This is a genomic window from Jeotgalicoccus marinus DSM 19772, assembly GCF_000425825.1.
Lineage (GTDB): Bacteria > Bacillota > Bacilli > Staphylococcales > Salinicoccaceae > Jeotgalicoccus > Jeotgalicoccus marinus.
The window spans coordinates 1-21,056 of record NZ_AUEE01000008.1; the positions used below are offsets into that span (position 1 = coordinate 1).

The window sequence follows — 21,056 nt, forward strand, 5'->3', positions numbered from 1 at the left end:
TATGGGATATTTGAAAGGGAAAAGTGCCGTACTTATCCATGAACAACATGCGAATTTGAAGTACAAATATGGAAACAGAACGTTTTGGGCGAAGGGATACTATGTGAGCACCGTCGGACTGAACCAAAAAACGATTGAAAAGTATATCAGAGAGCAGGAAGCAGATGACAGGGTGCTCGATTCAATTTCAAAACGAGAATACGTGGATCCATTCAAAAAGTAAAACCAAATAAAAGGTAAAGTGAATAGCGGTTGGCAGTCTTTTGAGAGCTCCCTTTAGGGAGTATGTGCGGAATGAGCCCTTATAGGGCTGAAAAAAAGCCACCCGTTATACGGGTGGATACTTACTTTGTTAAGTAGAAAATAACTTAAGTGATGTAGGTGTGCTTCGAAATAAAACGAAGGTGATGTAATTAGCTAGGTGCGCTTCGAAATAAAAACGAAGCGCACCAATTACAAAAACCCCCATTACAGAGCGAAATGCTCAGTAATGGGGAGAAGCAATTAATCATAACTAATCAATATATTGCGACTTTACCATAAGGTCCGTCGATTGTTTGGATTTCTGTTTCGAAGATATCTGTTAAAATCTCGGGATCCATGATTTCATCTACTGTACCGTAAGCGGCAATTTTGCCATCTTTCATTGCACAGATTCTATCTGAATACTTCGCGGCAAAGTTAATGTCATGCATTACGGTAACGATTGTTCTACCGAATTCATTTGCTGCTTGTCTTAAATGATCCATCATCTGGACTGAGCGTGCAACATCTAGGTTATTTAATGGCTCATCTAAAAGAACGTATTCAGTTTCTTGGCAGAGGACCATAGCAACATAGGCGCGTTGTCTTTGTCCCCCTGACAGTTCGTCTAAATATCTGTTCTCGAGCTCTGTTAATTTTAGAAAGTCGATGTATTTAGATATAATTTCTTCGTCCTTTTTGTTGAGATTACCTTTTGAGTAAGGGAATCGACCAAACCCAACGAGTTGTCTAACTGTCAGGCGTGTAACGAAGTGGTTCTCCTGCCTTAGAATCGTAATAATCTTAGCAAGATCCTTAGATTTTGTGCTTGAGACATCTAAATCAGCGACTGTAATGTTACCTTCATCGATATCTAGAAGCCGGCCGATCATCAACAAGGTCGTAGATTTTCCTGCACCATTAGGGCCAATCAAAGATGTTAGACCAGCTCTAGGAATTTCTATATTTAAAGGACCAATTTCTACTGAATCAGTATATCGTTTTTTAATATCATTAATTTTTATCATAATTTCCTCTTCCTTAATATCACTATCAAGAATATTATTCCACCAACAAGTTCAATGATAACAGATACAACGCCTTGGGCACTAACAACATGCGTCATTACAAAGTAGGCAGTTGTTAACACCGCAAAGCCAATGGCTAAAGACATTGGGAATAAAAATCTGTGATCATATGTTGGTGCAGCTTGGTAAGTTAGAGTTGCGACTAAGAATCCGAAAAACGTCAATGGTCCAATTAAAGCCGTTGAAATGGACATTAGAATTGCGACTAAAATTAAAGTATAGATAATGCTCGCTCTGTGACTTGTACCTAATGTTGAGGCAACATCTCTTCCTAGGCTAAGTACGTTAAGTTTTCTTGAGAACAAGAAAAGTAGAACTGCAACGATAATCACTAGGGGAATAACAATCGGGAAGTATTCTGGATCTGCGTTGTTAACAGAACCAAATAATCTAGCTTGTAAGATATCAAACTCAGAAGGTGCAAGCACTCTTCTCATGAATGTTGAGACAGAGCCTAAACCACTTCCAATAATAATTCCCACTAAAAGCATTAGCTGTAGATTGCCGTATTTTCCAGATAGTAACCAGCCATATAATATTAAACTCATTATGACCATTAAGGTAACTTGTATACCAAATGCTTCAGGGCCACTGAAGTTAACTAAGGCTGTCGCACCAAAGAAGTAAATTGTACTCGTTTGAATGGCACCATATAGTGATTCAAAACCGAGTAGGGACGGCGTGATAATCTTGTTATTCGTCACAGACTGAAAAGCGACTGTAGACAAGCTATGACATATCACAGCAATTGCCATCGCAATGACTGCAGCAATTCTTCTCTTTGTAACAGGAATAAAAGAAGGAGAATCGACAGGAACTGGGTTATTGTAAAGTAGTAAACCTAATGAAGACAGTAGACCAATGGATAATAATACAATGAGCAATACCCAATAACGTGTTCTTTCTTTTTTGTTACGAAATGCTTTTGCTGATCTTCTTTTATTGTGAAGCGCTGTGGAGAATTGATTGTTCGTTGTTTCCATTTATCGAATCCTCCTTGGTCTTCTTTGTCTAAGTAGTAGGGAAATAAACACAATTGCACCCACAGTACCTAGAATCACTGAAACAGAAATTTCAAATGGCATGATGATTGTACGTGAGATAATGTCACAAATGGTAATGGTACACATACCGATTACACATACCCAAGGTAAGTTACTCCGTAGATCATCACCTCTAAATAAGGAGACAATATTAGGCACAATGAGACCTAGAAACGGTAAGTAACCAATTACAGCAGCAACAATCCCGACTGCGAGTGAGATTAAACCAGTTGCAATTAAGACGAGTAGGTTGTAATTCACACCTAAGCTCGTTGCTATATCTTCACCAAGACCAGCTAAGGTCAGTCGATTAGCTAGTAAGAATATAAGTATACAAATAATGACAATGATCCATAAGTATTCATATCTGCCTGCTTGAACGGAAGCAAATGAGCCAATAAACCAAGACTCAATATTTTGAGTCATTTGGAAAAGTAAACCTACGAACGTAGCAACAGCAGAAATGACAGCTCCAAGCATCAATCCAATGATTGGAACGATAAGTGAAGATTTTAACTCAACACGACGTAAAAACATAAAGAAAATCATAGTCCCCATAAATGAGAATACGATTGCTCCAGCCATTCTTAACATTAGAGAAGGCGATGGTACAAGCAGGTAAACACAAAGTAAACCCAGACCTGCCCATTCCATTGTTCCTGTTGTCGTAGGTTCAACGAATCGGTTCTGAGTAATTAATTGCATCACCAGTCCTGACATTGCCATAGCAGCACCAGTTAATATCAAGGCAACTGTTCTTGGTATACGTGTAGTGAAAAACATCTCCATTCCATCTTCTTGTCCACGGATGTCGTATACACCAGTAAATAAGGAAATAGTACCGAGAATGAATACAGCTATAACTGCCAAGATGAAAGGCTTAGTCCATATTTTATTATGATTATAAAGAAGGGATTGGGAGTCTCTCCCAATCCCACCCATGTCTTTATGTGACATTATAAATTGCTCCTTTGATTACTCAGCTAGTGCTTCAGCAAGGTTGTTAAACAATTCTATATAAGTTTGGATTGATTCGTTTGTGTAAGTATCCTCAGGTGCATAGACGATGTTATCTTCTGAAACAGCAGTCGTGTTTTGTAGTGCAGGAGAATCTGCGATTACATCCTGTGCTGGAATTGATTCTTCACCACTACTAGATACAGCAGCATCACGGTCTAGAACAAATAGCCAATCAGGATTCGTCTCAGCGATTGCTTCAACAGACACTTCGTCACCTTGGTGGTCAGTCGATGACTCCTCAACTTCTAATGCTGGTTGCCAATCGAAGATTTCATACATTGGACCCCAAACACGTCCGTTACCTGGTGCAGAGAAGTTGATGCTACCACCAGAAACGATGACTGACATTACAGTGCTTTCACCGTCGTATGCTTCTTGTGCAGCAGTGATTGAATCTTCAAATTCAGTGATTAGTGCTTCAGCTTCGTCGCTTTTATCAAAGATTTGCCCAAGTTGAGTTGTGATATTTTTGAAACCATTTTCGAAGTTTTCACCTGGTGTTTCTGCTTCTTCAGAAACGTCTATGTTAAGGTCAATTACAGCAGCTTCAGGAACGATTTCTTTAATATCTTCGTAGTAGCCTGCGAATCTTTGACCAACGATAACAAGATCAGGGTTAACAGCTGCGATTGCTTCAAGATTTGGTTCACGGTGGTTACCAATGTTCTCGATAGACTCATCAGAGGAGTAAGAGATATCAGCTGGAATTAAGTCTTGAGGTGCAGCGGCAAGTTCAACGCCCCAGTCTTCAAGTGTTTCGAAAGTTCTGTTGTCCAGTGCAACAACAGTTTCTGGGTTAACAGGTACTTCAACAGTACCATGGGCATCTTCAATTTCTACAGTAGAAGAAGATGCGTCTTCAGAAGCTTCCTCTTCAGTTGTATTTTCATCGGTAGCCGCGTCTTCTTCAGTCGCACTTTCCTCTGAATCAGTGTTCGAACAAGCAGCTAGTACTAGAACAAACACAGCCATAAATAAGATGAACTTAAATTTATTCATTGGAAAACTCTCCTTATGATATATTTTGTCCAATGAAATTAACCAATACACTATGTATGCTTCTTTAATATTCACTGTGTAGTATAACAGTGGATTATAAATATTACAAATGGTATTGAGAATCAATTTCAATTAGACTTATATAAGTCATTATAGAGTAGACTTCTGTGAAAATCTTGTGAATAAAGCATATATTTAAAACTTTTTAATTAAATTTGTCGTCTGTCAAATTTTAGACAATATTTTATTCCATCATAGAGTAACCTCTACCATATATAGTACTTATGTAATTACCATTTTCTTCATCATTGATCTTTTTACGTAAATAACCAATATATAAGTCCACGACATTAGTATGCACTTCATTGTTATAGCACCATAGCTCGTTCAACAGCAGTTCACGACTCAATACTTTGTTTTTATTATTCACTAAGAAAATGAGTAAATCATATTCTCTTTTGGTGAGTTTGATAGTGTGACCATCTTTCGTGACTGTCTTTTTGTCATCATCTATAGATAAATTTTTAAAAGTATACTGGGATTTTGAATATGAGTTTGCAGTTTCTCGAATGCGAAAAATAACATTAATTCTTGCAATCAGTTCTTCGATGTCAAAAGGTTTTCTGATATAATCATCAGCCCCAGCATGTAGGCCTGCTATACAACTTTCTGTAGAGATGTTATCTGTGATAATTATGATAGGTGTGGACTGACGTTCACGAATTTTTTTACAAATATCAGGTCCAGGAAGATTGAGATCATCCCAGTCCAGTATGATAATATCCCATTTTTTTGTAAAAACGATATCTAAACCGTCATCCTCATTATGTAAAGTGACATCGAAATGATTTTCTTTACTAAAACCAGCCTTAATTTTCTTAGACTTTGAACGTTTATTTTTAATTACGAGTAATTTTTTCATGCGTCCACCACCTTCTATTAAAATTACTTGTAATAATGAGATGTATTGAAATATATTGTGATAATCATTCTCATTTATCTACTTAATATATATATTAACGATTGGAAAAATATAGTGCAAGGAAGAAAGATAAATTTTTGCAGGAATTATTTTTAAGTGATTAAACTCAATGTTCTGATACATATTTTTAAGTAAATTACTTTATAATGGGGAATGTAATTACAAAAAAATAGAGATGAGAAAATTGTCACAGACAATTATGAAGAAAGAAGCACCTAACAATATTATAGTGGGGATTATCCTTTATATATTAACTTACTGATTGTTTGCACAAGCATTCCTTAATATTGGGCCATCTGTACAAGCAACATATTCAGATACTAGTAGTACAATTATTAATCTTTCGGTAAGTTTAACATCATTCATTACTGGGGTTTTTATGGTTGCTGCAGGGAATATTGCCTATAAGATTGGTTATACTAAAATTACCTATATCGGTGTTATTTTAAGCATCATTGGATCTGTGATTATTCTCCTACCATTCCATAGTTCATTTTTAATAGTAGGGCGTATCGTACAAGGATTCTCAGCGGCAATGATTATGCCAGCAACGATTTCTATATTTAATAATATTTTTGAAGATATACAAAGTGTAATAAAAACAGATTATGCTAGATATGTGGATAAGAGAAATATTAATCATCCTGAAAAAAACCATATATATAATAGTATGTCTGATCGAGAGTTCATTGAGACAATTCAGGATTATATTTTAGACTTTAATGATGGACATATGTGGTTTATTGGAAAAAATTATTCATTACCTAATATAGGCTTCAAAGTACGACGATTTGAAAATAGTTTGTATGTGATTGAAGCTAAACAAGAAAATAGATTGCAAATTGGGGACGAAATAACAAAAATAGATAATGTTGAAATATCAAAAGTAGGAGAGATACACTCCAAACAATTAGAAGAAAGTATCTTTGAAAGACAACAATGGAATTTACTTCTTCGTAAGTTTTCAGAAGTGGAAGTAGTTAGAGATAATAAAACTTTTAAGTTGCTGTTGTCAAGCTATGAAAATGAAGATTTCGTAAGTACTCATTCAGCTAAGCAATTGGATGACAAAACAATGTTATTGAAAGTAACAGATTTTGCTGAAGAAAAACCCATTGTTGATTTGGTGAGAAACAATAAAGACTTAATTGAAAAGAGTGAAAATCTAATTATAGATGTGCGTATAAACAATGGAGGAAATGATGAGTTTTACTTTCCGTTATTAGACTATATATTTGAAGAGAATATAGCTTTTAAAGATTTATTTACAGAAGATGAAGCTATGTATACAAATTATACAAAGAGAAATTGTGATTTGTGGTTGAGTGTATTAGAAGAGTACTTGGAGCAAGAGCTTGAAGAGGATACTATAAAGTCACTACAAAGTGATATTGAGGACATTAAAGAACATTATGGTAAAGGTTTTGTAGAAGTACCTGAAGAAACAGAGTATTTAATTTGTGGTCAAGCTAAACCTAATAACATATATATTTTGACAGATTACTATTGTGGTAGTTCCGGTGAGACTTTCGTATCTAATGCTAAAAAGTCCATGAAAGTCATTACAGTTGGACGTCCTACAATGGGAATTATGTATTACTTTAATCTAGTTACAGTAGATTATGGTGATTTTGAATTTGACTATAGCATTTCAAAAATGCATGAAAATAGCTTTACTTACGGGATGGGAATACAGCCAGATTATTATATACCTTGGTCACCTGAGCATTTAAAGGAAGATAAGGATCTATTGTATGTTCAACGTTTAATTAAAGAAAAAGATATGAGAAAGGACTAGTTTTAAATGTTATGGCTTAATTTATTAATGATTGTCCTTGTAATAGTCGGTCTACTTATATTTGCATATGGAATTTTCAAGGCGAGTGATGTTCAAGTATTCTTTGGAGAACTGATTGTATTTACGCCAATTTTCTGGCTTACATTTGATTTTAATTTGTTACCATTAGCTCCTGTATTTTCTTTGTCTGTAATGTATTTTTTACAGTCTATTAATTCAAAAAAGCAAGTTGAGAACAACAGTTAAGGGGTTGGTCTTCAATGGAGATTTATGTTAAACGTAGAACTTTGTATTTAGGATGGCTAGGCTCATTAGAACTTAAGTTTAATGGCGAAAGAATAAGGTCAATACAGGGGAAAACCACACATAATTATTCTATTCCTGAGAGTAACGACATCTTATCATATCTTTCACTATTTGATCGATCTCGTAAAATAAATATAAAAGACGGAGATACTATAGTGATTAAAGAAACAATTCTGAGTAAAATGATTAATATCCTTTTTTTGACTACTATATTAGGATTTTTAGTGTTTAACTTTTATAGCTTCGCAACAGGCGTTTATCTAGATCATCCATTTATAAGATATACTCTGATTACGCTAAGTATTTCACTAACTGTTATTTTTGTAATATCACTTTTCTTCCAAAATTATAAGTTTATTATAGAGAATGAGAAATAAACTTTTTTATCAATTTGCTTGATTTTACTATAACTGTTTGAGGTATTTCCTATTTTGATAGGGAATGCCTTTTATTTTTTATTAGCACAAGAAATATACTATTTAAAGTTGATTTACCAGACTAAGATATATAGTATAAAAACATATTCTTAATTTTCGAAAATTTAAAGGGGGATATTATGCTAACACTTTTGAAAAATGCTGAGGTCTATGCACCGGAATATTTGGGGCAACAATCAATTCTACTCATTAACAACAGGATAGGGAAAATCGGTGATGTGGATGAAGCGGCTGTGAAATCACTAGGGGTAGAATACAAAATTATCGATGTGAAAGGCAATATTGTCACACCAGGGTTCATTGATCCTCATGTCCATTTACTTGGTGGTGGTGGGGAAGGTGGATTTGCTACGCGTACGCCTGAACTACAGCTCAGTGATTTGATTCAATCTGGTATAACATCTGTTGCAGGTTTAATTGGAACGGACGGAACAACACGTCACCTAACTTCCTTACTTGCTAAGGCACGTGGACTTGAAATTGAAGGGGTATCGACTTATATCTACACAGGAAATTACGATGTGCCAACACCAACCATTACATCAAATGTTAAAGATGACGCAATTTTAATCGATAAAGTCATCGGTACAGCTGAAATTGCCATTGCTGATTCTAGATCAGGTCAACCTAATGTTCATGAACTCGCAAAAATCGTCGGACAAACACGTGTGGGTGGCATGTTGAGTGGTAAGGCAGGTATCACGCACTTCCATACCGGTCCGGGGAAAGCTTATCTTTCGATTTTACACCAGTTGTTAGATGAGTATGAATTACCGGCAGGAAATCTACATGTGACACATATTACAAGAAGTAAGGGATTATTTGATGATGCAATTCGACTAGCTAATCGAGGATCTTATGTCGATATTACAGCTGATGATGAGACATATCAATGGGTCTCTTACTACAAAGATCATGGTGGGGATTTATCGAAACTGACTATTTCTTCTGATGGAAATGGCAGTTTACCTAAGTTCGATGAGGAAGGGAACTTACTCGGCTTAGGTGTTGCAAGTACTAGAACTTTATTTGATCAAGTTGTTGCTACTTTAAAAGATGGAAAACTTAGCCTTGAGGAAACATTGAGATTAGTTACGACAAACACTGCTGAAGCATTGAAATTAGACAAGAAAGGGAAAATTGTAGAAGGAAAAGATGCAGATTTACTCGTATTAGATGGGGAATCCTATCAACTTCAACACGTATTCGCCAAGGGACAACATATGTTTCTGAATGGAGAAGTTTTAGTTAAAGGAACGTTTGAATAAAAGGGGGGACAAGATATGAAGAGAAAACCAAATTTATTTGAAGCATTTTCTCCTATTGTAGTCATGTTACTACTGTTAGCGATTGGTTTTGGCGTATTTGATTTAAATCCAGAACCGCTATTAATACTATCTTCTGTCTATGCTGGCTTTATAGCTTTAAAAATTGGCTTATCTTGGTCAGATATGATGGATGGCATTCAAGAAAAAGTAAGTCAAGCAATGCCTGCGATTTTAATATTAATTTCTATTGGTATTTTAATTGGTACATGGATGATTTCAGGTACCATTCCAATGCTAATCTATTATGGGCTTGAACTGATCAATCCCACATTTATTGTACTCATCGCCTTCGTAGTATCCGCGATTATTTCAGTTGTGACAGGGACATCATGGGGATCTGTAGGAACAGTTGGTGTTGCATTGATGGGCATTGCAACGGGTCTTGATGCTAATCTTCCTGCTACAGCAGGTGCCATTGTCGCTGGGGCTTACTTTGGAGATAAATTATCACCACTTTCAGATACTACAAACCTTGCACCCATTGCAGCAGGTAGTGAACTATATGAACATATTAAACACATGTTATGGACAACCATACCTGCCTCCATCGTTGCAATGATTGTTTACTTAATTGCAGGTTTCAATACATCAGCTAGTGGAGCTGAATCTGAAACAATGACAGGTATGCTGACAACGCTTAATGAAATGTTTAATTGGAATATACTCTTATTAATTCCACCTATTATCATTCTATACGGTGCTTTAAGAAAGTATCCAACCTTACCAGTGATTATCTTTTCTTCAATAGTGGCCGCTTTACTAGGAATCTTTATACAAGGTTTTACCATACAAGATGTGTTTGCTTCAACAGTTACAGGTTTCGACGTCAGTATGGTAAATAAAGATGGTTTCGATAGCACATCCGTCATGCCGGAAGTACTAGATTTAATACATCAAGGTGGTATGCAGTCAATGACAAGTGTCATCCTTATTGCTTTCTCTGCATTTGCCTTTGCAGGAATTATGACGAAATCAGGTGCCTTGGATGTTATCATTGAACAATTGCTTAAGTTTGTTAAACGCACAGGTGATTTAGTTTTGTCTACAGTGCTATCTTGTTTAACCATGGCACTTGTTACAGGTAACTCTTATCTTTCAATTATCGTACCTGGTGAAATGTTTAAAGACACTTATAAAATGAAAAATCTAGCAGCTAAAAACTTATCAAGAACTCTAGAAGACTCAGGTACTGTAGTGGTTCCATTGATTCCTTGGTCATCTGCAGGTGTGTTTATGGCTGGAACACTTGGTGTACCGACGCTTTCATATGCCCCATGGGCAGTTGTATGTTATGTAGGCTTTATATTCGCAATTATTTTAGGGTATACTGGTATTGGTATCGCTAAAGATTTAAAAGCAGAAAATAATATAAAAGAATAATATGTTCTAAGACATCTTCAAAACTGAAGATGTCTTATTCATAGGAGTGAATAATTATGAACCTTAAGACCTATCAAAAAGACCTTGATTACTTATTGGAAGACTATTATTTACCAGAAGAACAAAAACAGTACTCAGCTATGCCAAGAATAGCTGTAGAGATTTCAGAGACCAACAGTAAAAGGTATTCAATGATGGGTATTGATGAAAATCGTTTAGTGACTTTCTTTATTTTAGAAGAAGGTGAAGCGGTAAAAACATTTTCTAAAAATGACAGAGATATTCTCTTACGGTCGTTTTCAACTAACTACAAAGATCAAGGGAAAGGTTATGCTAGAAAAGCTTTAGAATTAACACCGGATTATATACGAGAGAATCTACCTCATATAAATGGTATTGTCTTAGGTGTGAATAAGGTGAATATCCCAGCCCAAAAACTATATGAGAAATGTGGATTTATCGATGAAGGGAATAGAGTGATGGGACCGAAAGGCGAGATGAAAGTGATGAAATATTATCTGTAGATTATTGTTATAATGTAGGAGAAATACAGGGTAAAGGGGATGCAAATGGTACATATTAAATTACTCACTACAGGTGGGACAATCGCAAGTAAAAGAGATCCACAGACAGGCTTACAGAAAACTGGTGTAATTAGTGGTAAAGTATTGATGTCGCAGTTAGAGATTGACGACAATATTGAAATCAGTGTTGAAGAGATTTTTAGTAAATCGAGTGGTGCCCTTACATTTGAAGATTTAATCCACTTAAAAGATAAAGTGACAGAACACATATTAGATAATGAAGTTGATGGAATTGTTTTGACACATGGTACAGATACTTTGGAAGAAACATCGTTTTTTTTAAGTCAGGTGATTGATACGACAAAAGCAGTCGTTGTTACAGGCTCACAAAGGGGACCAGAACTTATTGGTAGTGATGCCTATGCAAATCTACAAGATGCTATTACTTTGGCCGCTGCACCAGATGCTAAACAAATCGGTGTAAGTGTATTCTTTAATCAAAAAGTTTTTATGCCGAGATTCGTTAAGAAGATTAATTCAATGAATGTTGACGGCTTCGGTGGTGGCGGTACAGGATACCTTGGGACCGTCGACGGTAATGATGTAAAAATATATCAATATCCAAAAAAGCACGATACATATAAAGTGAAAGAGAAACTAGCGAATGTGGATATAATTAAATGTGCTCTAGATACTGATGAGAAATTTATAGATTGTGCAATTGAGCATAAGGTAGACGGTCTAGTGATAGAAACCATGGGACGCGGTCATGCAAACGATAGAGTCGCTGCCGGCGTTAGACGAGCAATTGAACAAGGTATTACTGTTGTTATTACCACAGCCTCAGAAGATGGCGATGTGAAAGTGGCCTATGATTTCTCTGGAGGCATATCACAATTTAAAAAAGACGGTGCAATTAATGGTGGCTCTTACGATAGTAAAAAAGCGAGAATTAAATTAGCAGTTATGTTGGGTGCTGGAGAGACAGTTACTAAGGAAGATTTTTGGTATTAAAATAATTAATATCTTTAATGATATAATAAGTTAAATACAACTGAATATTCAGTTTTCAATTGTAATACAAACATCGGGGTGAAGGAATGAAGTCATTAAAGATTGCAACAATTCCAGGTGATGGGGTTGGTAAGGAAATTATGCCGGAAGCGGTTCGTGTTCTTGAAAAAATTGCAGATGTACACGGTGGTTTGAATTTTGATTTTACAGAGTTTCCATATAGCTGTGATTATTATTTAGAACACGGCAAGATGATGCCAGATGATGGTTTGGACCGTCTCAGTCAATTTGACAGTGTATTTTTAGGCGCTGTTGGTGATGTGTCTAAAGTACCCGATCATATTTCATTGTGGGGTTTACTTTTAAATATTCGTAAAGAATTTCAGCAAGAGATAAATATCAGACCGGCTAAGTTGTTGAAAGGTATTGAACCCAAACTAGCGAATCCAAATCCTTTTGATATAGTTGTCGTCCGTGAAAACAGTGAAGGGGAATACAGTTCAATTGGTGGACGTATTTTCCACGATGATAATGAGATTGCCATACAAAACAATGTGTTCTCAAAACGTGCGACTAAACAAGCAATGAATGTCGCTTATGAATTAGCAGGTAAGAGAAAAGGTTTAGTCACAAGTGCAACGAAGTCCAATGGAATTTTTCATGCCATGCCATTTTGGGATGAGATTTTTGACCAAGTTTCCAGTCAGTATCCAACTATAAAATCAGACTCAAAACATATTGATGCCTTAGCCGCATATTTCATTACTCATCCCCATGAATTAGATGTCGTGGTGGCAAGTAACTTATTTGGAGATATATTATCGGATGTTGGCGCAGCAATTATGGGAAGTATAGGAATCGCACCTTCAGCTAACCTAAATTTAAACGCCAAATTCCCATCCATGTTCGAACCAGTACATGGATCTGCACCAGACATTGCTGGAAAAGGTATAGCTAATCCAATTGGACAAATTTGGACTGCAAAAATGCTATTGGAATTTAACGGTGAAGAAGAAATTGCAGATCATTTATTGAAAGTCATTGAAGATGTCACTGCTGATGGTTATCAAACAGGAGACCTCGGTGGAAAATACAAGATGACAGAAGTGACAGATGAGATTATTAAGAGATTAGGTAAATAAAATGAAATCAGGTGTGGGATTTGAGTTCCCACACCAGATTTTTTGTTTGATTTGTCTATAAGTAGTTGTGAATTGAGTGACTTATAGATTTTTGAAGCCATTTTGTCTACAAGTGGCTGCAATTTAGAGGACTTATAGACTTTTGAAGCCATTTTGTCTATAAGCACCAACTTTTTAGAACACTTATACAATCCCAACACAACAATTCACCACAACATCAACCTCGTATAGATAATCTAGTTTACTTGCTTACGTGAAAATGTCAGCGTACCGATAATCACCAGTATCATTCCAATGATCAACCCTAATACTAAATACATATGAGGATTCACAGTATCAATGAGGCTTTTATCGCTTATGGTCATACTTAGTAATGGGTAAGCCCAGGGGTATAATGGTGCAATTGATGGAATGGGTGCGATTAAAAGATTAGGAATGGTTAATACTGCGTTAATGAGTATCGGTGCTGTGTAGTTTTTCCAATGTGCTGAAATTAATAACATCAATGCAATTAATGGTGCACTGGCAAGCCATCCGTATCCAAGGCTGGTCAGTATTTCTGAATAGGGTAGTGGTTCACTGATTTCATGAATTACTTTAATAAGGAATAGACTAAAGAAAATGAATCCTTGAGTGACGGCGGTTAAGCTAAATGAGAGAGTAAACTTCACCAAATAAATAACAGATTTTCTAATTGGCATAGTTAAATACAGTTTCCAATTTTTCTGGTCATGCTCATAACGGCATGTAAAAGCTGTGATGATTCCCGTGAGTAAAGGTAGAAGATAGATACCATATAGTCCAATCATTCTTGAAAAAATATCCATCCAACTATAGTCACCTAAGTTAGCATAGTAATTTCCAATTAAGAAACAAAATAATGGGCCGATAAAAATCAGATACCAGACTTTTGATTTCAATAATTTATAAGCTTCACTTTTAAATACTCTAATTAACATGATTACACATCCTTCTTATTGAAGTGGATACTCGTTATGACGTAAGAAATTAAACCTAAAATTAATCCGAGACTGATATTTACTAGTGGATTAGGAACCTGCATAGTTGGCCAAGTCAGTGGTAACCAGTTGGGTAGTCGGTCGCTAAACATAACCAGTACTGCGAAAAATACACCAACGGAAAGCACAATGCCTTGGTTCTTAAAATTCAGTGCCAACCACAACTGTAAAATAGTGATTGGTAAGGCAGCTAAAAGTGGTGCAAATGCTAAGGTCAAAGCATAAAGTAAAGGGAAGTTACCTTCAAAGTTTAAAAGCTGACTCATGACAAACATGCCCACAAAAACCAGTACGGATGAAATGAACAAGAGTGTCATCGTTACCATTAATTTGGCAAGGTATAAACGCCATTTACTAATGGGTAGGGATAGTAATTGTTTTAACGTGTTTTCAGCATGTTCTGTATTTGCTATTACTGAAGTAATTATCGATATGGCAAGCATCAAGACTGCAGGCATTAGACTCATGATGTAGGTGAACATAGCTGCATACAAATCGCCATCGTAATTGTCATAGATATAGTCATAGCGAATTAGGAAATTTGCTAATGGTACTGCCAATATCCCTAAAGACCCTAACAAGACAAGCATCCATACAGACTGTCGTTTCAACTTTGTGAACTCTAGAAAGACAAGCTTACTTAACATAGCGATCACCTTCTGACTCCTCAATAATTTTTAAGAAAATATCTTCTAAAGATGCGATAACAGGTTTTGCACCATATACTTTTACATCATGTTTGACCAGTGTGCTGATGATGTCACTAACTGCATCTTCATCCGTTGTTTTCACACGTAAATGTTCTTGATTTAAGTCAATTTCATAATTATTTTTGATCAGTGTCTCGGCTGTCTTTCTATTACTAACTTTAAACTCCGTTGTGGGATCTGCTAAAGTACGTAAGGCATGAATACGATCTTGATAGATTAATCTTCCTTTAGAAATAATGCCAACATAGTCTGCTACTTGGTCGATTTCACTGAGCAAGTGACTGGAAATTATTATCGTCTTGTTTTCTTTTTTAGCTAAATTTTGAATCAAGCTTCTAATTTCTTGAATACCAGAAGGATCTAAGCCGTTTGTCGGTTCATCCAGTATTAAAAGTTCAGGGTCACCTAACAAGGCAATGCCAATTCCTAAACGCTGTTTCATTCCTAGTGAAAAATTTTTAACTCGCTTCTTGTCTGTGTGACTTAGACCTACTGTTTCTAAAACTTCTGTACTTCTCGCTTTATTCACTCCCAAAATCCTTCTAAAGACTTCTAGATTTTCGTAAGCTGTCAAATGGCCATAATAAGATGGATTTTCAACAAGTGATCCAACTTCTCTAAGAATATTTATTCTATTTGATTTTAGGTTCTTATCGAAAATAGAAATTTGACCAGAACTTGCTTTAGTTAAGCTCAGTAACATTTTAATGACTGTTGTTTTACCTGCGCCATTCGGACCTAAAAAGCCATATACTTGACCTTTAGGCACATTGAGATTAACGCTTTTAATCACCTGGTGTTTTCCAAAATACTTACTTAAGTCAGTTGTCTTTACGATTGTTTCCATTTCAATCACCTCATTTATTTGATACATTCATCTTAAAATTCCGAGGTTAATTGAAGTTTTGTTCAAGTTTAAGTTTAGTTTAAGAATTGATTCGAGCTATCTATATAAAGTGAATTCACTTTATAATGAACTAAAGAGGTGAGTCGATGATTTCAGTTTTATATGTTGAGGATAATGTAGAAATTGGTGAGTGGGTGGAACGAGAGTTAGTAGATTCTGGCATGACAGTGACTTGGTTAAAGTCAGGAGATGAGGCAGTGAGTCTTGCTGAAAACCATGAGTTAGTGATATTAGATGTCATGCTACCGGGTATTGATGGCTTCACAGTTGGTCAACGTATAAAAAATAAATATGCCGATAAACCACTCATAATGTTAACAGCACTAGGTGCAGTAGAAGATAAAGTACAAGGGCTCGGTTTTGCTGATGATTATTTAACAAAGCCTTTTAGCATGGAAGAATTGATTGCAAGAATCAACATGTTGATGAGACGACAGGGGCAGGGTCAGAGGCAAAATGAAATGATTGAAATTGAGCATTTAAAAGTTTATCTAAATGAACATCAAGTTTTTGATGATAGAAATGACGAGGAAATTAGGCTGACAGCTAAGGAACTAAAAATCTTCTTCTTTCTATTAGAAAATAAAAACCAAATCCTCACCAAAGAACAAATCTATGAGGCTGTGTGGAATGAATCCTATATAGCTGGAGATAAGTCCATCAATGTCCATATTAGGCACCTAAGAGAAAAGATAGAAGATGATTCGAGTCAGCCAAAAATTATCGAAACGATACGCGGAATTGGATATCGGGTGAGATTATGAAAAAAACTAAAAGAAGACTCTTATATCAGTTTATTGTCCTAACTTTAATTGGAATAGTGATTTTACCATTCTCACTATATATATCAGTTGTGATTATACCTACAATATTTCCGAATTTCACAGAACTTAAGAGCCGTTATGTGATTACATTTTTATTGTTCTTTGGCATTTGTTTAATCTACTTAATCATATCTTTTTATTTCTTTATGAGAATAAGACGACGGATTGTTCACCTTCAAAAGTCAATGCAGTTAGAGAATGATCGTACAGAATTGGAACCTATAGAAATTAGCCAAGATGACGAAATTGGTGAATTAGAAGAAAGTTTCAATGAGATGGTACAGAAGTTAAATGAGAGTTACCAAAAAGAGCTAGATGAAGAGAAACTGAGAAGGACATTAATAGCGAATCTGTCACATGACTTAAAGACACCATTGACGGCTATGAGAGCACAGATGTCTTCGTTTGATCAAAATGAATATGCCAAAGAAGTTAGGACGATGAACAATAATATAGATGATATAAGTCATCTAATTGATAGTCTATTAGCTTTTTCATTACTCAGTGCCAACAAACACCCTTATGAAGAAGAAAACATTAACTTAAGTAGACATCTAAGGTCCTATATCGCCAACTGGTATCTAGTATTTGAAGAAGAAGGTTTTACGGTAGACGTAGATATCCAAAATGAAGATATTAAAATATCTACTGATATTAATATGATAAACCGTCTTTTAAATAACATCGTACAAAATGTTCTAAGGCATGCACATGACGGAAAATATATAAAATTTGAACTGAACAATCAGGCGATTATTATCTCCGATAAAGGCCGAGGATTGAGTGAAGATAGTAAAGGAAGTGGTGCAGGTATTGGCTTAAAAATTATGGACTTACTTGCTGAAAAACTAGGCTTCAACCTGAATTTTAAGGAAGACAGTGGCTTAGTTGTAACCATAAACTTCGACGAATAATTGATACAAAAAGACCATCCAAGAGGATGGTCTTTGTCATTCATCTTATAATTTCTTATCGTCAATTGAGTTAAGGTAGCTATGCACTTCATCAATTACTGACTCTAGTGAACCTTCTTCAAATGGTGATTTCAAGTTAGCGAGTTCTACAAGTGAATTGAACGGTAAGGAACCGCCGACTTTACATAGTGCAAGGTAGTCTTTCCAAGCATCTTCAAAGTCTTCTTTGGCACGTTTCCAGAACTGTAGGGCACATACTTGAGCAAGTGTGTAGTCAATATAGTAGAACGGGGCACCAAAGATGTGGCCTTGCTTATGCCAGAAGGCACCGGATTCTAGTGGTTCAATACCATCATAATCTGTTGATGGTAAATATTTAGCCTCAATTTTCTTCCATTCTTGACGTCTTTCTTCTGGTGTTAATTCTGGATTTTCATAGACGACATGCTGGAATTCATCCACTGCTACACCGTATGGTAAGAACGAAATAGAGTCTGCCATATGAGAGAACTTAAACTTATCCGTATCTTCTTTAAAGAACAGTTCCATCCATGGATAAGTGAAGAACTCCATAGACATAGAATGAATCTCTGCAGATTCTAATGTCGGGAATGAATATTCAGGTACTGTAATATTACGTGACATATATGTCTGGAATGCGTGTCCTGCTTCATGAGTTAGAACTTCAACATCACCTTGTGTACCATTAAAGTTAGAGAAGATAAAAGGCGCCTTATAGTCAGCGATCATCGTACAATAACCGCCGCCTTCTTTACCTTTCTTAGCTTCTACATCAAAGAGGTCGCGGTCTGTCATAAAGGTATAGAACTCATCTGTTTCAGGTGAGAGTGCTTTATACATCTCAGCACCATTGTTCATAATATCTTTAGTTTTCCCTTTAGGTGTTGCATTTCCTGTTAAGAATTCAAAGTTACTATCATAGCTCTTCAATGAATCAAGACCGATGCGTTGACGCTGACGTTCTTTAAGCTCTGTAACAATTGGAACGACATATTCTTCAACTTGCTTTCTAAATTTCTCAACCATTGTACGGTCATAGTCGATACGATTCATACGAATATATCCAAGTTCGACAAAGTCTTTATAACCTAAAGTCGTCGCGATTTCATGACGTGTTTTTACAAGTTGGTCATAAATATCATCAATCTCTTCTAAGTGCTCACCCATAAAGCCATTCACTGCTAAGGCAGCATCTTTTCTGACCTGGCGGTCAGGATTTTGAGTGTAGGGTGCAAATTCAGAAAGATTGAGCTTCTTACCATCGAAGTCGATTTCAGCTGATGCGAGTAACTTATCATATTGTGTGGATAATTTATTTTCTTTTTGAAGTAGTGACTTAACTGATGGATCAAAAGATTTTAAAGCATTGTCAGATAGTGCGAACAATTGTGCTCCAAATCTTTCTTCAAGTTCACTTCTAAATTTACTTTCAGTAATCGCTTTACGATATCGATTTTGAATCTCAGTAAATGACGGCTCATTTTCATCAAAGAAGGTACGTTCCTCATCGTAGAACTTATCCCTAGTATCGATAGAAGAACGGATAGATGCAAGTGTAGCCATCGTATCTAAATGATCAAATTCGACGTTTAACTTATCGATTACAGCAACTTGATCATCTACAGTTTCACTCGCGTCGAACTCCCCTAATAGTTCGTCTACTGTCGCTTCAAATTTTTCTAAATCAGGTCGTTCATATTTAAAATCTTTGAACTTTGTTACCATCCTTATATTCCCCCTTAAGTGTCTTGATGCCATTTTAGCACAAGCTTTAAAAAATCTACTATAAATAAGCGATCAAATCTTGCAATAAATAGGGTGAATATGGGTATTATAAAATAACGGTTTTTATCGTTAATTAAAAAGTATATTGAAAAGAGGCGCACATATGAAAAAGTATCTGATACCGATTGGTGTATTTGCAGCAGTTATTATTATTGTTTTAATTATGATTGTACCAAGGTACAACAGCTTAGTTAATTTAGATGAAGAGGTTAATGGAAAACAATCTCAGATCGAAACACAGCTCCAAAGACGTGGGGATTTAATTCCAAACCTAGTGAGCACAGTTCAAGGTTATGCTTCACATGAAGAAGAAGTATTTACTGATATTGCAGATGCTCGTTCTAGAATTGCAAGTTCTGAAGGTAATGTCGAAGAAATGGCTGAGGCAAATAATGAGATGACGAGTGCTTTGTCTCGTTTATTAGCAATTTCTGAGAACTATCCAGAACTACAGGCAAGTGAGCAATTTACAGGTCTAAGAGATGAGTTAGCAGGTGCGGAAAACAGAATTGCTGTCGCACGCCAAGATTACAACACAGCAGTTCAAGAGTACAATAGAAATACAAGAACCTTCCCAGGGAATATTATTGCTGGTATTTTTAACTTCGATGAAAAACCTTACTTCGAAGCGGATGATTCTGCACAGGATGCACCAGAGGTTGATTTTAATACGAACCAAGATGACGAAGACGGTGGCGAGTAATGCAAAAGCTTATTGCTTTTATTGGTGTCGTTTTGAGCTTTTTACTTATTACGACGCCAGCAGAAGCAAGAGTCGATTTACCGGCGCTTAATGAAAATCATTATTTTGTGCAGGATAATGCTGATGTACTCAGTCAATCTGCCATATCTGAAATCAATGACATGGGTACGCATTTAGAAGAAGGTACCGGTGCTGAGCTATTATTACTTACCATGGATTCAACAGGTCAAGAACACCGTCAAGACTTCGCATTACGTGCACTCAGAGAATATGGTGTAGGTAAAAGTGAAGAAGATAATGGGATTGTTATCTTCCTTAATCTTGATAATGACAATGAGTTTAATAATAGAGGTGTGGAAATTCAAGTTGGTTATGGCGTAGAGGGGTATCTAAACGACGCCAAGCTCGGACGAATTATAGATAACGTCGCATATGATGATCTTGTTGCGGGTGATTATGAGACAGCAATGACTAACCTATACACTGCGATTTACGAGGAGTCCTTAGAAGCATACGGCTATGAAGATGGGGAGTTTACAAGAGAACAACCAGCGTCTGATGAAGGTGAAGAAGAGCCTGACAGCTTCTTTGCTATTCTAATTAGACTCGCAATCTTTATGGTGATTTTATATGTAATCTACTCTATATTTAACGGCGGTTCCGGTGGTTCAGGAACTGGCGGCTCAGGTGGCCGTAGACGTCGTGGTCGTAACGGCCCGGTCATTTTCTTCCCACCCGGAGGTGGTTCATCAGGAGGCTCCGGCGGCTTTGGCGGCGGAGGTTTCGGTGGCTTCGGTGGAGGGTCCGGAGGCGGCGGTGGCGCTGGCCGAGGATTCTAAAAGATAAGCATGTAAAAACGCTCTGTAGCT

21 protein-coding genes are annotated in these 21,056 nt (G+C 36.3%); 12 read left to right on the top strand and 9 right to left on the bottom strand.

What is annotated here, in order from left to right; translation table 11 throughout:
* The coding region (locus H624_RS0105605; RefSeq protein ID WP_026866706.1) for an IS200/IS605 family transposase at positions 1 to 223 on the top strand (223 nt) is incomplete at its 5' end.
* A gap of 295 nt (positions 224 to 518) precedes the next feature.
* Here the strand turns inward: H624_RS0105605 and H624_RS0105610 are convergent.
* From H624_RS0105610 to H624_RS0105630, 5 genes are all read right to left on the bottom strand, one after another.
* Positions 519 to 1,271, bottom strand: coding sequence for an iron ABC transporter ATP-binding protein (locus tag H624_RS0105610; protein WP_026866707.1), 753 nt, complete (start codon positions 1,269 to 1,271; stop codon positions 519 to 521).
* On the bottom strand, positions 1,268 to 2,314 hold the full coding sequence (locus H624_RS0105615; protein WP_026866708.1) for an iron chelate uptake ABC transporter family permease subunit: 1,047 nt from the start codon (positions 2,312 to 2,314) through the stop codon (positions 1,268 to 1,270). The genes H624_RS0105610 and H624_RS0105615 overlap by 4 nt, the downstream gene beginning before the upstream one ends.
* Positions 2,315 to 3,331 (bottom strand): ABC transporter permease, encoded by a 1,017-nt coding sequence (locus H624_RS0105620; protein WP_026866709.1) that lies wholly within the window; start codon positions 3,329 to 3,331, stop codon positions 2,315 to 2,317.
* A gap of 18 nt (positions 3,332 to 3,349) precedes the next feature.
* Positions 3,350 to 4,393, bottom strand: a complete 1,044-nt coding sequence (locus H624_RS0105625; RefSeq protein WP_026866710.1) for a siderophore ABC transporter substrate-binding protein — start codon at positions 4,391 to 4,393, stop codon at positions 3,350 to 3,352.
* A gap of 244 nt (positions 4,394 to 4,637) precedes the next feature.
* Positions 4,638 to 5,315, bottom strand: coding sequence for a response regulator transcription factor (locus tag H624_RS0105630; RefSeq protein WP_026866711.1), 678 nt, complete (start codon positions 5,313 to 5,315; stop codon positions 4,638 to 4,640).
* A 322-nt stretch (positions 5,316 to 5,637) separates the two neighbouring features.
* Here H624_RS0105630 and H624_RS0105635 point away from each other — a divergent pair, with 322 nt between their 5' ends.
* The 7 genes from H624_RS0105635 to H624_RS0105670 all read left to right on the top strand — a co-directional run bounded on the left by H624_RS0105635 (position 5,638) and on the right by H624_RS0105670 (position 13,304).
* Entirely contained in the window at positions 5,638 to 7,173 is a 1,536-nt protein-coding gene (locus H624_RS0105635) for an MFS transporter (RefSeq protein WP_026866712.1), read from the top strand.
* A gap of 6 nt (positions 7,174 to 7,179) precedes the next feature.
* On the top strand, positions 7,180 to 7,419 hold the full coding sequence (locus H624_RS0105640; RefSeq protein ID WP_026866713.1) for a hypothetical protein: 240 nt from the start codon (positions 7,180 to 7,182) through the stop codon (positions 7,417 to 7,419).
* A gap of 616 nt (positions 7,420 to 8,035) precedes the next feature.
* On the top strand, positions 8,036 to 9,184 hold the full coding sequence (gene iadA, locus H624_RS0105650; protein WP_026866715.1) for a beta-aspartyl-peptidase: 1,149 nt from the start codon (positions 8,036 to 8,038) through the stop codon (positions 9,182 to 9,184).
* Positions 9,185 to 9,199: 15 nt separating this feature from the next.
* Complete coding sequence (gene nhaC, locus H624_RS0105655; RefSeq protein WP_026866716.1) at positions 9,200 to 10,624, top strand: Na+/H+ antiporter NhaC; 1,425 nt, start codon at positions 9,200 to 9,202, stop codon at positions 10,622 to 10,624.
* Between the two features lie 56 nt (positions 10,625 to 10,680).
* Complete coding sequence (locus tag H624_RS0105660; RefSeq protein ID WP_026866717.1) at positions 10,681 to 11,148, top strand: GNAT family N-acetyltransferase; 468 nt, start codon at positions 10,681 to 10,683, stop codon at positions 11,146 to 11,148.
* A 45-nt stretch (positions 11,149 to 11,193) separates the two neighbouring features.
* Positions 11,194 to 12,162: an asparaginase gene (locus tag H624_RS0105665; RefSeq protein WP_051220496.1), complete on the top strand. Its 969-nt coding sequence runs from the start codon at positions 11,194 to 11,196 to the stop codon at positions 12,160 to 12,162.
* A gap of 86 nt (positions 12,163 to 12,248) precedes the next feature.
* Positions 12,249 to 13,304: a tartrate dehydrogenase gene (locus tag H624_RS0105670; protein ID WP_026866719.1), complete on the top strand. Its 1,056-nt coding sequence runs from the start codon at positions 12,249 to 12,251 to the stop codon at positions 13,302 to 13,304.
* A gap of 236 nt (positions 13,305 to 13,540) precedes the next feature.
* Here H624_RS0105670 and H624_RS0105675 read toward each other — a convergent pair whose 3' ends face one another.
* From H624_RS0105675 to H624_RS0105685, 3 genes are read right to left on the bottom strand one after another with little or no spacing between them, the layout of a single operon-like run.
* Positions 13,541 to 14,263 (bottom strand): ABC transporter permease, encoded by a 723-nt coding sequence (locus H624_RS0105675; protein ID WP_026866720.1) that lies wholly within the window; start codon positions 14,261 to 14,263, stop codon positions 13,541 to 13,543.
* A gap of 2 nt (positions 14,264 to 14,265) precedes the next feature.
* Complete coding sequence (locus tag H624_RS0105680) at positions 14,266 to 14,970, bottom strand: ABC transporter permease (RefSeq protein WP_026866721.1); 705 nt, start codon at positions 14,968 to 14,970, stop codon at positions 14,266 to 14,268.
* Positions 14,960 to 15,880 carry an ABC transporter ATP-binding protein gene (locus tag H624_RS0105685; RefSeq protein ID WP_026866722.1) on the bottom strand — a complete coding sequence of 307 codons (921 nt, stop codon included), beginning with the start codon at positions 15,878 to 15,880 and terminating at the stop codon, positions 14,960 to 14,962. The genes H624_RS0105680 and H624_RS0105685 overlap by 11 nt, the downstream gene beginning before the upstream one ends.
* Before the next feature lie 146 nt (positions 15,881 to 16,026).
* Between H624_RS0105685 and H624_RS0105690 the strand changes: the two genes are divergently transcribed.
* Both H624_RS0105690 and H624_RS11680 read left to right on the top strand, forming a co-directional pair.
* Positions 16,027 to 16,704: a response regulator transcription factor gene (locus tag H624_RS0105690; protein WP_026866723.1), complete on the top strand. Its 678-nt coding sequence runs from the start codon at positions 16,027 to 16,029 to the stop codon at positions 16,702 to 16,704.
* Positions 16,701 to 17,678 carry a sensor histidine kinase gene (locus tag H624_RS11680; RefSeq protein WP_051220497.1) on the top strand — a complete coding sequence of 326 codons (978 nt, stop codon included), beginning with the start codon at positions 16,701 to 16,703 and terminating at the stop codon, positions 17,676 to 17,678. The genes H624_RS0105690 and H624_RS11680 overlap by 4 nt, the downstream gene beginning before the upstream one ends.
* A gap of 45 nt (positions 17,679 to 17,723) precedes the next feature.
* On the opposite strand, the gene H624_RS0105700 is transcribed toward H624_RS11680, so the two are convergent.
* Entirely contained in the window at positions 17,724 to 19,424 is a 1,701-nt protein-coding gene (locus H624_RS0105700) for a M3 family oligoendopeptidase (RefSeq protein ID WP_026866724.1), read from the bottom strand.
* 163 nt (positions 19,425 to 19,587) lie between these two features.
* Between H624_RS0105700 and H624_RS0105705 the strand changes: the two genes are divergently transcribed.
* The gene (locus tag H624_RS0105705) at positions 19,588 to 20,187 is read left to right on the top strand and encodes a LemA family protein (protein ID WP_026866725.1); all 600 of its coding nucleotides are present in this window, start codon (positions 19,588 to 19,590) and stop codon (positions 20,185 to 20,187) included.
* Positions 20,187 to 21,026, top strand: coding sequence for a TPM domain-containing protein (locus H624_RS12920; RefSeq protein WP_026866726.1), 840 nt, complete (start codon positions 20,187 to 20,189; stop codon positions 21,024 to 21,026). The genes H624_RS0105705 and H624_RS12920 overlap by 1 nt, the downstream gene beginning before the upstream one ends.
* Positions 21,027 to 21,056: the final 30 nt, after the last annotated feature.

Bases quoted from the DNA above. Each gene is read 5' to 3' on its own strand.
- H624_RS0105610 (WP_026866707.1), bottom strand. From the start codon at position 1,271: ATGATAAAAATTAATGATATTAAAAAACGATATACTGATTCAGTAGAA.
- H624_RS0105615 (WP_026866708.1), bottom strand. From the start codon at position 2,314: ATGGAAACAACGAACAATCAATTCTCCACAGCGCTTCACAATAAAAGA.
- H624_RS0105620 (WP_026866709.1), bottom strand. From the start codon at position 3,331: ATGTCACATAAAGACATGGGTGGGATTGGGAGAGACTCCCAATCCCTT.
- H624_RS0105625 (WP_026866710.1), bottom strand. From the start codon at position 4,393: ATGAATAAATTTAAGTTCATCTTATTTATGGCTGTGTTTGTTCTAGTA.
- H624_RS0105630 (WP_026866711.1), bottom strand. From the start codon at position 5,315: ATGAAAAAATTACTCGTAATTAAAAATAAACGTTCAAAGTCTAAGAAA.
- H624_RS0105640 (WP_026866713.1), top strand. From the start codon at position 7,180: ATGTTATGGCTTAATTTATTAATGATTGTCCTTGTAATAGTCGGTCTA.
- iadA (WP_026866715.1), top strand. From the start codon at position 8,036: ATGCTAACACTTTTGAAAAATGCTGAGGTCTATGCACCGGAATATTTG.
- nhaC (WP_026866716.1), top strand. From the start codon at position 9,200: ATGAAGAGAAAACCAAATTTATTTGAAGCATTTTCTCCTATTGTAGTC.
- H624_RS0105660 (WP_026866717.1), top strand. From the start codon at position 10,681: ATGAACCTTAAGACCTATCAAAAAGACCTTGATTACTTATTGGAAGAC.
- H624_RS0105665 (WP_051220496.1), top strand. From the start codon at position 11,194: ATGGTACATATTAAATTACTCACTACAGGTGGGACAATCGCAAGTAAA.
- H624_RS0105670 (WP_026866719.1), top strand. From the start codon at position 12,249: ATGAAGTCATTAAAGATTGCAACAATTCCAGGTGATGGGGTTGGTAAG.
- H624_RS0105675 (WP_026866720.1), bottom strand. From the start codon at position 14,263: ATGTTAATTAGAGTATTTAAAAGTGAAGCTTATAAATTATTGAAATCA.
- H624_RS0105680 (WP_026866721.1), bottom strand. From the start codon at position 14,970: ATGTTAAGTAAGCTTGTCTTTCTAGAGTTCACAAAGTTGAAACGACAG.
- H624_RS0105685 (WP_026866722.1), bottom strand. From the start codon at position 15,880: ATGGAAACAATCGTAAAGACAACTGACTTAAGTAAGTATTTTGGAAAA.
- H624_RS0105690 (WP_026866723.1), top strand. From the start codon at position 16,027: ATGATTTCAGTTTTATATGTTGAGGATAATGTAGAAATTGGTGAGTGG.
- H624_RS11680 (WP_051220497.1), top strand. From the start codon at position 16,701: ATGAAAAAAACTAAAAGAAGACTCTTATATCAGTTTATTGTCCTAACT.
- H624_RS0105700 (WP_026866724.1), bottom strand. From the start codon at position 19,424: ATGGTAACAAAGTTCAAAGATTTTAAATATGAACGACCTGATTTAGAA.
- H624_RS0105705 (WP_026866725.1), top strand. From the start codon at position 19,588: ATGAAAAAGTATCTGATACCGATTGGTGTATTTGCAGCAGTTATTATT.
- H624_RS12920 (WP_026866726.1), top strand. From the start codon at position 20,187: ATGCAAAAGCTTATTGCTTTTATTGGTGTCGTTTTGAGCTTTTTACTT.